This is a genomic window from Porphyromonas bennonis DSM 23058 = JCM 16335, assembly GCF_000375645.1.
Lineage (GTDB): Bacteria > Bacteroidota > Bacteroidia > Bacteroidales > Porphyromonadaceae > Porphyromonas_A > Porphyromonas_A bennonis.
This window is the reverse complement of sequence record NZ_AQWR01000044.1, coordinates 1-14,382: the sequence shown is the minus strand read 5'-3', so window position 1 is coordinate 14,382 and position 14,382 is coordinate 1. Positions and strand designations below refer to the sequence as shown.

Below are 14,382 nucleotides of genomic sequence, written 5' to 3'. Positions count from 1 at the left end.
TGGATCTCGGCATAGTCCTCCATCGCATGCCACGAAGTTTGGTTGCACATCATTGTGCAAAAAGCCACAAGCAAAAGGTAATCAATGGGATAAACCAGATGATTTCCTTTCCTGAACTCAGGAATAAGCGAGATGACCGAGAGCAAATTATTCATACCTAATAACGCTTAAAAAGAGAGACAAACGATTGATTATCAGGTATAAAGGTACGAATAATTCGCCGGTTACACAAGCTTAATGCCCTGATTTTCAGACATTTTTCTTGTTTTTGCTCAGGAAGACCCCAGGCAAATCCAAAAACGTCAGCCCTGCTATTTATGTCACCACGCAGACACAATTAAAACATATGTGGTATGTTTGAGACAGAAATAAATGAGCAATCACTCAGATATGAACGAAAGAAACACCATCAAGCTGGTGGCGAGAGCCACCTCAGAGACTGAATGTCGCACAGAGATCAAGGTCCGGCAATTTGTATTTCATACCGATGAACCGACCGACGAGGGCGGGACCGATGAGGCTGCCAATCCGGTCGAGGTACTCCTCGGCGCTCTCGCCGGCTGCGTCAATGTCGTCGCACACCGATCTGCTGAGCGCATCGGCATCGAGCTGCGGAGCCTTCGCCTGACGGTCATCGGAGAGCTGGAGCCTGAACTGGGACCGGCTATCCGGAGGATCGACATCCGGATGGAGGCGGACCTCGAGGCTGACGCCGACCAGAAGCGCCGCTGGCTAGAGATGACCGAAGCCCACTGCCCGATCGCCCAGACTCTCATCCATGGCACCGAAGTCCATCTTGACCTGATCAAGAAGCAGCGGGATATCTGCTGCTGAGCAGAAAAGACGGATGATCGAGTGATCGATTATTGGTACCTTTGACCTTAGGAAAATTGAATCGCATTCATATCGACTTATGACTCATACGGCTAAAGGTTCTGCTCGTAGAGAGCAGGAGAAGGAAGAGGAGGTGGTGCTCGACTTTAGCACCCTCAAGTGGCAGGGCGCTCGTCTCGATCCGATCAAGGAGCACTTAGTCAATCAGATCGACCTGATCTCCAAGGCTCCCGGCGACAGCAGCGCACGGATCGCACGGCTGCTCTCGCGTCGACTGGAGATCGACGAGGACGAGCTTCTCATCACCGACGGTGGTGATGGTGCGGTTCGGCTGATCGCCGATGCACATCGCGGGGCACGCTCACTGATCCTTCCGCCTACCGGGATGGAGTTTCGCCAAGCGCTTCACCACGCCGGGCACGAAGTGACGGAGGCACCTGAGGGGACGCAGCTCTCGGATCTGGTGACAGACGGGATCGACTTCGTCTGGCTCTCCGTGCCCAACAATCCGGACGGCAAGGTCTACCGCCACAGAGATCTCCTCTCGCTCCTCAAGAAGCATCCCGACACCACGATCATCGTCGACCTCTCTATGCGGAAGTATGTCCTCGAGGAGACGCTGAAGGAGTCGGACATCCAGAAGTACCCCAATCTCGTGGTACTCTCGTCCTTCTCCCGCGCCTACAACCTCGCCGGGCTCTGCGTCGGCTATATCTGCGCCCGACCGGACTTCATCAACGGTCTCAGGGAGGACTACGTCCCGACGGGGATTAGTTCGCTCGCGCTGGAGGCGGTCCATTACGTGCTTGTGCACCCTGCATCCTTCACGATCCCCATCCGTAAGTGGCTGAGGGATGCTCGACTGCTCGCCAAGGAGATCGACAAGATCGAGGGATTTGAGAGCAAGCTCAGTGATGCCCCATTCTTCCTCGTAGAGTGCAGCAGTCCCGCTCAGCAGGTGGCGGAGTATCTGCTGAAGGAGCACCACATCCTCGTCGGCACAGCAGCCAAGGGGATCGACATCCATGGCAACGAAATTCGCATCGCCCCCCTCCCCCATCAGGCGGAGAACGACGCCCTCATCGAGGGACTCAGAGGCTGGGCACAGGCAGACCACGCTACACTCTAAGTCGACAATATTGATTTCATCATGAGTGTGCACCCCGATCGTAAGGCTAGACCTTAGGCGGAAGAGGGTGCACACTCTTTTTTACCCTGCTACCAGAGAGACCATGAGACACTCAGCGATCGCCTTTACCCTACTTCTCCTCATCCTATCGAGCTGTCGGCTTGGAGATAAGTCGTCCGACTACCCTGCCCTGCTTCCGATGCCCGAGGAGGTGGTATGGCAGGATGGTGGTGTGGTGCCACTCACCAAGGGACACACGATCGTCCTCCCCTCGGCGGACGAGCGAAACCGCATCCTCGTCGAGGGGCTCAATGCGGACCTCAGCAGGGCGGGGCTGCCCACGCTGGAGCTGACGCCGGAGTACACCTACGGGTCAGTCGTCTGCACGATAGACGCCAAGGAGCTGACCACGCCGGGAGCCTACACTCTCTCCGTCAAGCGAGGCGGCATCCGGATCACTGCTGCCGATGAGGATGGGATCGGCTACGCCCTACAGACGCTTCGGCAGCTGATCCTGCCGACAGGGATCCCTACGGTGGAGATCAAGGACAAGCCACGGCTCGAGTACCGCGGACTGATGCTCGACGAGAGCCGGCACTTCTTCGGTGTGGAGGAGGTGAAGAAGCTTCTCGACGAGATGCAGCGGTACAAGCTCAATCGGTTCCACTGGCATCTTACCGATGCCGGTGGCTGGCGCTTGGAGATCAAGAGCCGCCCCCGGCTCACTGAGCGGACCGCCTATCGCACCGAGAGCGACTGGGTGAAGTGGTGGATAGAGGGCGATCGGCGCTACGCTAAGGAGGGGACATCAGACGCTTATGGCGGATACTACACGCAGGAGCAGGCACGGGAGATCGTTGCCTATGCTGCCGCCCGAGGCATCACGGTGATCCCGGAGATAGAGATGCCGGGCCACAGTGAGGAGGTGCTGCACGCCTATCCGATGCTGAGCTGCAGCGGGAGAGCTCGGCGGGGAGAGAGTGACTTCTGCATCGGAAATCCGATGAGCTACCAGTTCCTCCGCGATGTCCTAAGCGAGGTGTACGACATTTTCCCCTCCGCTTACATCCACCTCGGTGGGGACGAGGCGGGCAAGCATGCATGGAAGAGCTGTCCCAAGTGTCGCGAGGTGATGCGTCGTGCCAAGCTCAAGGACGTGGATGAGCTGCAGAGCTACTTCATCCACCGTATGGGCGAGATGATCGAGAAGGACGGGCGACACTTCATCGGCTGGGATGAGATCCTCGAGGGAGGTCTGGCACCGGGTGCGATCGTTATGTCCTGGAGAGGAATGGAGGGCGGACTGCGTGCCGTCCGCAGCGGGCATCAGGTGATCATGACCCCGAGTCCACAGTGCTACCTCGACTACTATCAGGAGGATCCTCTCTCCGTGGACTACGAGAGCAATGAGGGCTACTGCGACCTCGCACAGACCTACACCCTCGACCCGGTGCCGGAGGAGCTCTCCCCCGAGGAGCGCGCGCTGGTGCTGGGAGTGCAGGGAAATATGTGGACCGAGTATGTCAAGACGAATGAAGCACTGGAGTATAAGATATTCCCACGCCTACTCGCCATCGCCGAGATCGGCTGGACACCGCAGCAGAAGCGGTCGTGGGAGGACTTCCGCATACGGGTCAATCGGCACATCCCACTGCTCCACGAGCGGGGCATACAGTCATATGATCTGACCAATGGACTTCGGTCCGAGACCGAGGTGGACCAGGATGCCGGTCTCACCCGCGTCCGCTGGACCACGGAGCTAGATCCCTGCGAGATGAGGTACCGAGTCGATGGCAAGGTCCCCGAGATGAGTGACCCGCAGATCCGGGAGGACGAGACGATCGAGGTGCGTGACAGCGCCGACATCGTGGTCCGGCAGTTCCGCGACGGTGAGCCGGTAGGCGACCCCGTCACGCTTCGAGTCGATCACCACCGCGCCATAGGCAAACCGATAAAGTGGGAAACGCCCGTGGAGGGCAAGTATGACGGTGGCGGCTTTGAGACCGTCCTGACGGACGGCTACCGCGGGTCAGTCTCCTTTGGCGACGGACGCTGGTACGGCAACATCGTCACCCCATCCAATATCGGTATACTTGATATGGGCGAGGAGACACTGATCGATAAGGTCTCCACCCGCTGCATGCACAATACCATCCCCGGGATCTACGCCCCCGAGTGGGTAGAGCTCTCCGTCAGCAGCGATGGCGAGGAGTGGACGGTGGTGGATCGCATCGAGTCCACACTCGACCCGACGGACCGCAAGCTACGCTTCGAGACCTTCACCTTCTACCCCCGCACCACCTGCCGCTACCTCAGGATCCAGTACGAGGAGGCGCAGCGGGGGAGGTTCCTATTCGCTGATGAGCTGATTGTCTGGTAAGAGAATTGTGCAAAGTGAGTACCTTAGCACTTGAGACTACCAACTTTTTCCTCTAAATTTGCCACAGAATAAAACTACAAAACTTATATACAAAATCAATCAACACATGAGCAACCACTTTCTTACCCTCCTCTCCGGAGTGATGAGTCTCGCCGCAGTAGCGATACTCCCCGGTAGAGCGCAGGATGCATCGCAGCAGACCCCTCCGCTGCCGATCGACAAGGACGTGCGAATGGGCAAGCTCGACAACGGGCTCACCTACATCATCCGTCACAACGAGAAGCCCAAGGATAGAGCCCACTTCTACATCTCACAGCGCGTCGGTAGCGTCCTCGAGGAGGATACCCAGCGCGGTCTCGCTCACTTCCTTGAGCACATGGCCTTCCAGGGTAGCAAGAACTTCCCCGGCAAGGGCATGATCGACTATCTAGAGAAGAATGGTGTAAAATTTGGCTCCAACCTCAATGCCTACACCGCCATCGATGAGACAGTCTACCAGATCATGAACGCCCCGACGACGAATCAGAACTTCGTCGACTCCTGCCTCCTGATCCTCCACGACTGGAGTGGCTACCTCGACCTCACCGATGAGGAGATCGACAACGAGCGCGGTGTGATCCAAGAGGAGTGGCGCACGAGAGACAACGGCTCCATGCGCGCCCTCGAGCAGTTGCTTGCCTCAGCCTTCCCCGAGGGACACCGCTACGGCAATCGTCTACCGATCGGCACGATGGACGTCGTGATGCACTTCCCCTACGATGCCCTCCGCAAGTATTATCACAAGTGGTACCGCCCAGACCTCCAGGCAATCATCGTCGTCGGAGACATCGACGTGGACCACGTAGAGGCGCAGATCAAGAAGACCTTCTCCTCCATCCCTATGCCGGAGAATCCCGCTGAGCGCGTCTACTTCGACGTACCGGATAATCCCCAGCCAAAGGCGGCTGTGATCACCAATCCCGAGGTCACCGGCACCCAGATCTCTATCGCACAGACCTACGATGCGATGCCTAAGGAGCTCAAGGCTACCGCCGTTGGCTTCCTCAATGACTTCATGTCCAACGTCATCAGTCAGCTCTTCGCCAACCGCTTCGATGAGATCCTCGAGCAGCCCAATGCGCCCTTCCTACAGGCCTCTGTCGGCACCGGATCCTTCATCGTCGCACAGACGGAGGACGCCTTCCAAGCCGATGTGGTCGCCGAGGAGGGCAAGTACGCCCGTGCCCTCGAGGCTCTGACCGCCGAGCTGGCTCGCGCCCGCAAGTACGGCTTCACCGAGGGAGAGTACAGTCGCGTGATCAAGAAGGTCCTCGCTGACTACGACAATGGAGTCAAGGAGAAAAAGAATAGGACCAACGAGCAGTACGCTGTCGAGTACTCCGCTTACTTCACCCAGGGAGGATACATCCCCGGTATCGAGACCGAGTCTATGCTCGCTCAGCAGATGGCTCAGATGATCAACGTACAGGCAATCAATCAGCAGCTGGCACAGATGATCCCCGAGCAGGCAGGGCAGAATTTCTTCATCTCCATCATGGCGGTGCAGAAGGACGGCCTCACCTACCCGACCCCCGAGGAGCTGCTCGCAGAGTTTGACAAGGGGATGCAGCAGGAGGTGGAGCCCTATAAGGAGACAGTCTCCTCCGAGAGCCTGATGGAGCAGCTGCCCCAGCCCGGCTCTGTCGTAGCCACTAAGGGTGACCAGGCATTCAAGTCCACCAAGTGGGAGCTCTCCAACGGCATCAGCGTCTACCTCCTCCCTACCGACTATGCCGACAATGAGATCAACATCCGTGCCGTCAGCCCCGGCGGTATCGTCCGTGAGGATCCGAGGGACATCAACGTCCGCGCCGTCAATGACTTCGCCGGCGTAGGTGGCTATGGCGGTCACACGCCCAATCAGATCGAGAAGATCCTTACCGGGCGCAAGGTCTCCGTCTCCGCCTCTATCGGTCGCACCAGCGAGTCGATCTCAGGTTACGCTGCCAAGAGCGATGCTGAGCAACTCTTCCAGGCGATCCACCTCATCACTACTGACCTCCGTAAGGACACCGCACTCTACAGTGCTGCCCGCGACCGTCAGGTAGCGATGATGGAGGCTGCTAAGAGCAACCCCACCCAGACCGTACTCCGCGACTCACTCCCCTCCATGATCTATGGAGGCAATCCTGAGGCGCTCCCTCTCACCATCGACCAGATCAAGTCTCTCGACTACGACAAGATCCTGGAGACCTACAAGAGCCGCTTCGCTGATATGGGCGACTTCACCTTCTTCATCGTCGGTGACTTCGAGCTCGACTCCATCAAGCCCCTTGTAGAGCGCTACATCGCCACCCTGCCCAATACCGCCCGCGGTGAGACCTGGCAGCGTGAGCTCGCCCTCCCGACGGCTAAGCAGTCAAGCAACCACCACTTCACCTACGAGGTGAGCACTCCCTCTGTCTTTGTCATCGACATGCTGATCAAGGACAACCCCACCTACGACCTCAAGAACGCCATCATGGCAGACCTCCTCAGCTCGATCCTCGACCAGCAGTACCTCGTCTCCATCCGTGAGGAGGAGGGCGGCACCTACGGCGTCTCCGCCATCGGCTCCGAGGACGAGTTCCCCACCCCCACCTCTCAGATGATGATCGTCTTCCAGACCAATAAAGAGCAGGCCGAGCACCTCAATCAGAGGGTCAAGGACGAGATGAAGGAGATGGTCGAGAATGGCATGAATCAGGAGTTCTTCGACAAGGCTGTCCTCAATATGAAGAAGCAATTCGACGAGAACCAGCACAAGAACAACTACTGGATGAGCCAGCTGCAGATGCAGGTGCTTCGTGATCGGAATACCGATGAGAAGTTCCTTGAGACGCTCAACAGCATCACCATCGAGGATGTCCGCCAGTACCTCAAGGGTCTCCTGACCGATAACACCTACCTCGAGATGATCGCCATCGGCGAGCCCGCAGCCACGGAGGCTGATGCCGCCGCCAAGCCCGCCGCCTGATCCCACGAGGATACACACACCTAATCACAGAGCCGCAGTGGAGCACACGCCCCACTGCGGCTCTCTTTTTACCCCCTTCACCTAGCTCATATCTGTTACCATTAATAGTTTTTCGCCTGTACCGTAACGGTATCGACACAAGTCCTTCATAGGATCTACACAGACTCTTATCCGGAATGTCACAGGAGATTAATCGGTAGGTAATAACGCTTTGCCACCTTTGCGGTGGAAAATAATCAAGAAGATATACTCTTACAGTAATGAAGGCTTACCGTATCATACTCCTGGCGATCATGACCTGCAGCACGACTGTAGCGACAGAGATCTCAACTCTCGGAAGCAACCATCTCATCTCCACACTTACTGAGCCCGAGGGCGAGACCGCCGGAGGTATACTCCACGGAACCATCACAGACGGCACTACCAAGGAGCCGCTTATGGGTGCCACGATTCGTCTCGAGGGCACCTCCTTCGGCGGCTACACCGATATGGACGGGAAGTTCACCATCACCGGGATCCCCAAGGGGGTCTACACCGTGGTCATCTCCTACATCTCTTACAAGACTGAGCGGATCCCCAATGCCGTGATAGAGCCGGGGCAGCGCGCCACGCTCGACTTTACCCTCCACCCCGATGATGAGGTACTGGAGGAGGTGGTGGTGACGGCGAAGGCCAATCGTGAGTCGGAGAATATGCTCCTCCTCGAGCAGAAGCGCGCCCTCATAGCGATCGAGGCGATCGGCGCCATGGAGCTCGACCGTAAGGGCATCTCCAATGCAGAGGCGGCCGTACAGCAGGTCTCCGGCATCTCCAAGCAGGACGGCGTCAAGAACGTCTTCGTCCGCGGTCTCGCCGACCGATACAATAGCACCTACCTCAATGGCTTCCCCATCCCCTCCGATGACCCGGAGTACAAGAATATCTCGCTCGACATCTTCGACACCGATATGATCCAGAATATCGGGGTGAATAAGGCCTTCAGCTCCAGCCGCGGAGGTGACGTCGGAGGTGCAGCGATCGACATCAAGTCGAAGCAGCTGCAGGGCGACCACCTCCTCTCCATCGGCGCCGGCATTGGGAGCAATGCGACCCTCCTCGGGCTGGACAATTTCTACCGCCAGGATGGAGTCAATTACTTCGGCGTCGCCAATAGGGCGGAGCCCAGTCGCGACCTCTTCCCCGGCTACGGCTCCGAGATCAATGAGGTGAGCGAGTACCCCTTCGTCAATCAGCTCCAGCCGATCAAGGTGAAGGCGCCCATCGACCACAACTTCAATATCTCCCTCGGCAAGCGCTTCGAGATGGATCACGTAGACCTCGACCTGCTCCTCGTAGGGCGGCATGAGGTGGGCTACTCCTACTCCAATCGTATCTCCAGGAGCTTCTCCACCGTCTTCAATGGCGGCACCACCGGCCTCTGGTACACCAATCAGGAGGGACCGATGTACGACACCGATGTCCGCCAGCTGATCCTCGGCGACGCGACGATGCGCCTCTACGACAAGCACACCCTCCGCTACACCGGCCTCTGGATCCACTCGTCGAAGCAATTCGTCACCACCCTCATCGGTCAGCACTCAGATCACAATCAGGATGGGTCCATCAACCGCACCCCCGAGGGGGACCTCCTCCCGGACGGAGAGGAGATGGAGCTCAATCACATTAGCCTCACTCGTCAGCAGAATAACGACAATCGCCTCCTCGTCAATCAGCTCGACACCGACTGGGAGCTCACCGATGGACTGACGCTCAACGTCGGCGGCGCCGTCAATATCCTCCAGGCCTACGAGCCGGACCGTCGCCGCCTCTACATGGTCCTCACCAATCAGGGCTGGATCCCCGACTGGTCGATCAATAACGACCGCTTCTTCTCCAACCTAAGGGAGAACGACTACAACGTCAAGGCCGCCCTGGAGTGGAAGTTTGCCCCCGAGTCCTTCCTCACCGTCGGCTATAAGGGTCGCTTCATTGATCATAAGTTCAATGCGATCGCCTACAACCTCCTCGCCTCCGTCCCCACGGGGCTCGATGCGCAGGGCTTCAGGGATCACAATTGGGACAGTCTCTACAATATCGAGACGCTCAGCAATCGAGGCACGGACAAGATGCCGGTGACCAACGTCAAGCTCAATAACGACGAGTGGTACCGGGCCAAAAAGAATAGCCACGTCGGCTACCTCGACGCCGTCTGGAAGGTCTCCGACGCCCTCACCCTGCAGGGCGGACTGCGCGTCGACGTCCTCTCGCAGGAGGTCTCCACGGGGATCAATTCGGACACCCCCACCTCCACCGTCCTAGCCGGTAAGGACTCCGAGAGCCCCCGCATGAAGCCTTTCATCCTCCCGAGCTTCAACGTCCGGTACGACATCAATGACCAGCACACTCTCCGCCTGAGTGCATCGAAGAGCTACTCCATGCCGCGCTTCAAGGAGGTCTCCACCTACAGCTACGTCAATATCGACTTCACCAGCCGAGGCTGGTCGCAGGTGCGCCACTCCGAGCTCTACAATGTGGACCTGAAGTACGACTGGTACTTCTCCCCGAGCGAGCTCTTCTCCGTCACCGCTTACTACAAGCACATCAAGGATCCGCTCTCCCGCGTCTTCCTCGCCGGCACCGCAGGCGTCCTTCAGTACGCCAATCCGTCCGACAAGGCAGAGGTGGCCGGTATCGAGCTCGAGCTCCGCAAGGACCTCCTCAATACCTACAGCATTGCCACCGAGCAGCGTCACAAGCTCAGCATGGGCATCCGCGGCTCCTACCTCTACTCCGATATGATGCTCGACCTGGAGCCCTTCGGCGTGATCAAGAGCGAGCGCACTCAGCTCGAGGGCGCCTCTCCCTGGCTCGCCAATGCCGACCTCACCTACACCTACTCCACCGCACGCAATAGCTACAATGCGACAGTCCTCTTCGACTACTTCAGCGACCGCCTCTACACCTACGGTACCGTGGGACAGAATGAGAATGGCGTGATCGAGCAGGGCGTCGCCAAGCTCAATCTCGTCGGAGAGGCCAATCTCGGCAAGCACTTCTCCATCAAGCTCAAGGCGAATAACCTCCTTGACAGCCCGATCCGCAAGGTGGAGGTCCCGGGAGGAATGCTCCAGAAGACCTTCGACCAGTACTACACCGCTCATCCGGAGCTACAGGCTCCTCACGCAGCGGACGCTCCCCAGATGATCTCCGAGTACCGCAAAGGTATCAGCTTCAGCGTCAGCCTGGGATATAAGTTCTAATAGACTACAGTAACTACAAACCAAGAATAGAAGACAGACATGAAAGCACTTACCAAGGGTCTAGCGCTCCTCCTCATGGGGATAGCCACCCTGAGCCTCTCTACGTCCTGTAAGGAGGACGACAACAAAAAGCCCAAGCCCACCCCGACCGAGCAGGCCGCGCTGAAGGGCAACATCACCAAGGATCGCACGCTTGACGCCAAGACTGCCTACTCTCTCCAGGGCTCTCTGATCGTCAAGAAGGGTGCTACCCTCACCATCCCCGCAGGGACCACCATCACCTCCAAGACCGGCTTCGACAAGTACATCCTCGTCGAGCAGGGCGCCAAGATCATCGTCAAGGGTACCTCTAGCGCCCCTGTCACCTTCACCGCTGAGGAGAAGAAGCCCGGCGCATGGGGCGGCCTCATCATCAACGGCTACGCTCCCCTCACCTCGAGTCAGAAGAGCGCCAAGACGGAGATCAACTCTGAGTACCCCTACGGCGGCGACCAGCCGGGCGACAACTCAGGCTCCATCGAGTACCTCAAGCTGGAGTACTGCGGTGCCTCTCAGAATGACGACGTAGAGCACAATTCCCTCACCCTCAATGGTGTCGGCAATGGCACGAAGCTCTCCAACATCTTCACCTACATGGGTGCCGATGACGGCGTAGAGTTCTTCGGTGGTACGGTCAATCTGGACGGCTTCCTCGCTGTCAATATGGATGACGATATGTTTGACGTCACCCAGGGTTGGAGCGGTAAGCTCTCCAACGCCTACGGCATCTGGGAGGAGGGCCACGTCAGCACCGAGAAGGATCCCCGCGGTGTAGAGGCCGATGGTAATCATGATGGCAACTACGCCAATGATGCCAATCAGTCCAACTTCACCATCGAGAACGTTACCATCGTCCTCAATCAGACCCCCTCTCAGGAGAAGGGGTCCTTCCTCAACGACGTCTTCAAGATCCGTCGTGGTGCCACTGCTAAGATTACCAACGCCCTCGTCAAGGGTCAGGGTCAGGCAGAGAACTTCATCAACACCACCGACAAGAAGGGCAATGGTAAGCTCACCATCACCTTCAATAATCAGCTCACCACTCCCCTCACAGGCAAGCTGATCAAGTCTGACAATAAGGATGAGGTCTCCTACACCGAGGATCCCAACCTCACCGGATGCGACGCATCCATCTTCGGCTGGACCGGTTACAGCTTCACTGAGACCAAGACTCAGAACCTGAGCGGCAATATCACCAAGGACATGACCCTCGATGCCGCTGTCCCCTACTCTCTCACCGGTGCACTCTTCGTCAAGAGCGGTGCCACCCTCACCATCCCCGCAGGTACCACCATCACCGCAAAGACCGGCTTCGACAAGTACATCCTCGTTGAGCAGGGCGGTAAGATCATGGTACAGGGTACCGCAGAGGCCCCTGTCACCTTCACTGCTGAGAAGAAGGAGGCCGGTGCATGGGGCGGACTCATCATCAATGGCTTCGCACCCCTCACCTCCAGCCAGAAGACCGCCAAGACGGAGATCAACTCTGAGTACCCCTACGGTGGCGACAAGGCAGACGACAACTCCGGCTCCATCGAGTACCTCAAGCTCGAGTACTGCGGTGCCTCTCAGAATGACGACGTAGAGCACAATTCGCTCACTCTCAATGGCGTCGGCTCCGGCACCAAGATCGAGAACGTCTTCGCCTTCAAGGGTGCAGACGATGGTGTAGAGTTCTTCGGTGGCTCTGTCAGCGTCAAGAACTTCCTCGCTGTCGACATGGACGACGACATGTTTGACGTCACCCAGGGCTGGAATGGTACCCTCACCAACGCCTACGGCGTATGGCAGGACGGCCACGTCAGCACCGAGAAGGACCCCCGCGGCGTAGAGGCCGACGGTAATCACGACGGCAACTACCCCGGCGACACCCATCAGTCCAATTTCAAGATGGAGAATATCACCATCCTCCTCGCTCAGGCCCCCTCACAGACCAAGGGTCAGTACGCCAACGACGTCTTCAAGATCCGTCGTGGTGCTACGGCTACCATCACCAATGCTCTCGTGCTGGGTCAGGGTCAGGCAGAGAACTTCATCAACACCACCGACAAGAAGGGTAATGGTAAGCTCACCATCACCTACAATAACCAGCTCACCACACCGGTCATGGGCTCTGAGTTCAAGACAGGTGACAAGAGCGAGCTCAATGCGAAGGAGGACAAGAGCCTCAAGGGCTGCGACGCCGGCCTCTTCGGCTGGACCGGCTACCTCTTCCCCGAGGTGAAGACCCCGGAGGCCAAGAGTGAGAGCCTCAAGGGTGACATCACCGGCGACAAGACCCTCAGCGCCGCTGTCAGCTACACCATCGATGGCCCCGTCTTCGTCAAGAAGGGGGCCTCCCTCACCATCCCCGCAGGTACGATCCTCACCGCCGGTCAGGGCTTCGACAAGTACATCCTCGTCGAGCAGGGCGGTAAGATCTTCGTCAAGGGTACCGCCAATAAGCCTGTCATCATGACCTCCACCAAGCAGGAGGCCGGTGCATGGGGCGGTCTGATCATCAATGGCTACGCTCCTCTCACCTCCAGTCAGAAGAGCGCTAAGACGGAGATCAATAATGAGTACCCCTACGGTGGCGACAAGGCGGACGACAACTCCGGCTCCATCGAGTACCTCGTCCTCGAGTACTGCGGTGCCGCTCAGAATGACGACGTAGAGCACAATACTCTCACCCTCAATGGCGTCGGCTCCGGCACCAAGATCGAGAACGTCTTCGCCTACATGGGAGCAGACGATGGTGTAGAGTTCTTCGGTGGCGCTGTCAGCGTCAAGAACTTCCTCGCTGTCGACATGGACGACGATATGTTTGACGTCACTCAGGGCTGGAGCGGTACCCTCACCAATGCCTACGGCATCTGGAGAGACGGTCACGTCAGCACCGAGAAGGATCCCCGCGGCGTAGAGGCCGATGGCAATCACGATGGCAACTACCCCGGAGACAGCCACCAGTCCAATTTCGTGATGGAGAACATCACCATTGAGCTGGCTCAGGCTTCCTCTCAGGATAAGGGGAAGTTTGTCAACGACGTCTTCAAGATCCGTCGTGGTGCCACCGCCAAGATCAACAACGCCCTCGTGAAGGGTCAGGGTCAGGTGGAGAACTTTATCAACGTCACCGACAAGAAGGGTGATGGCAATATCACCATCACCTACAATAATACACTGAGCACACCCGAGTTTGGCAACACGATCAAGAAGTCTGATCCCAAGCAGGTAAGTGCCAAGCAGGACCGTAGCCTCAAGGGCTGCGAGAGCAGTGTCTTCGGCTGGACCAAGTATGACTTTGAGAAACACACATACAATCGTAAGTAAGAGAAAAGAAAGGAAAGCAGAAGAATAGGCTTAGATCCATTCATACTGTAAGATAAAAGGAGTCCGGAGGTCGTGTCTCGTGAGAGATACGGCCTCCATTGTTACTGCCCCCACGTCCCCGCCGAGTGGCTAATCTATCCGAAAGCTTCAGCGGTGCAAATATACAACCTCCGTCAGACGAGGTTGTCTCTCTGTGTCTCCTTCTGTCTCCTCCCGACCAAAAATGCAGACTATGAGACTCTCCACCAGATTAGCCTTGACTCAGCAAGAGCCCTGAAACACCACGGCAGGGGTGACGCATTTGAGCCTTAAAGCAAAGAAGTGATAATCCCTGTCGCTGTGCAATCCTGTCGACTGATCCCAGCCCTGCTGCTACCGCATGCCGATCCCGCAGGGGCGAAGCCCCGGAGGGATCATCGCTTTTTAGACCGGGTGTCGAGGCACGAAGTGCCGA

At 57.6% G+C, this 14,382-nt stretch carries 6 protein-coding genes; all 6 read left to right on the top strand.

Annotated features, from left to right (window positions below; translation table 11 throughout):
• Positions 1-390: 390 nt before the first annotated feature.
• A complete protein-coding gene (locus tag B088_RS08405) occupies positions 391-834 on the top strand; it encodes an OsmC family protein (protein ID WP_162138004.1) in 444 nt (147 codons plus the stop codon).
• A 79-nt stretch (positions 835-913) separates the two neighbouring features.
• Positions 914-1,963, top strand: coding sequence for an aminotransferase class I/II-fold pyridoxal phosphate-dependent enzyme (locus B088_RS07090; RefSeq protein ID WP_018107724.1), 1,050 nt, complete (start codon positions 914-916; stop codon positions 1,961-1,963).
• Positions 1,964-2,066: 103 nt separating this feature from the next.
• A complete protein-coding gene (locus B088_RS07085; RefSeq protein WP_018107723.1) occupies positions 2,067-4,343 on the top strand; it encodes a glycoside hydrolase family 20 protein in 2,277 nt (758 codons plus the stop codon).
• A 106-nt stretch (positions 4,344-4,449) separates the two neighbouring features.
• A complete protein-coding gene (locus B088_RS07080; protein ID WP_018107722.1) occupies positions 4,450-7,338 on the top strand; it encodes a M16 family metallopeptidase in 2,889 nt (962 codons plus the stop codon).
• A 260-nt stretch (positions 7,339-7,598) separates the two neighbouring features.
• Positions 7,599-10,577 carry a TonB-dependent receptor gene (locus B088_RS07075; protein ID WP_018107721.1) on the top strand — a complete coding sequence of 993 codons (2,979 nt, stop codon included), beginning with the start codon at positions 7,599-7,601 and terminating at the stop codon, positions 10,575-10,577.
• Between the two features lie 39 nt (positions 10,578-10,616).
• Positions 10,617-13,928 carry a hypothetical protein gene (locus B088_RS08755; protein ID WP_018107720.1) on the top strand — a complete coding sequence of 1,104 codons (3,312 nt, stop codon included), beginning with the start codon at positions 10,617-10,619 and terminating at the stop codon, positions 13,926-13,928.
• The last annotated feature ends 454 nt before the right edge of the window (positions 13,929-14,382 follow it).

Coding starts and splice junctions, on each gene's coding strand:
- B088_RS08405 (WP_162138004.1), top strand. CDS start 391: ATGAACGAAAGAAACACCATCAAGCTGGTGGCGAGAGCCACCTCAGAG.
- B088_RS07090 (WP_018107724.1), top strand. CDS start 914: ATGACTCATACGGCTAAAGGTTCTGCTCGTAGAGAGCAGGAGAAGGAA.
- B088_RS07085 (WP_018107723.1), top strand. CDS start 2,067: ATGAGACACTCAGCGATCGCCTTTACCCTACTTCTCCTCATCCTATCG.
- B088_RS07080 (WP_018107722.1), top strand. CDS start 4,450: ATGAGCAACCACTTTCTTACCCTCCTCTCCGGAGTGATGAGTCTCGCC.
- B088_RS07075 (WP_018107721.1), top strand. CDS start 7,599: ATGAAGGCTTACCGTATCATACTCCTGGCGATCATGACCTGCAGCACG.
- B088_RS08755 (WP_018107720.1), top strand. CDS start 10,617: ATGAAAGCACTTACCAAGGGTCTAGCGCTCCTCCTCATGGGGATAGCC.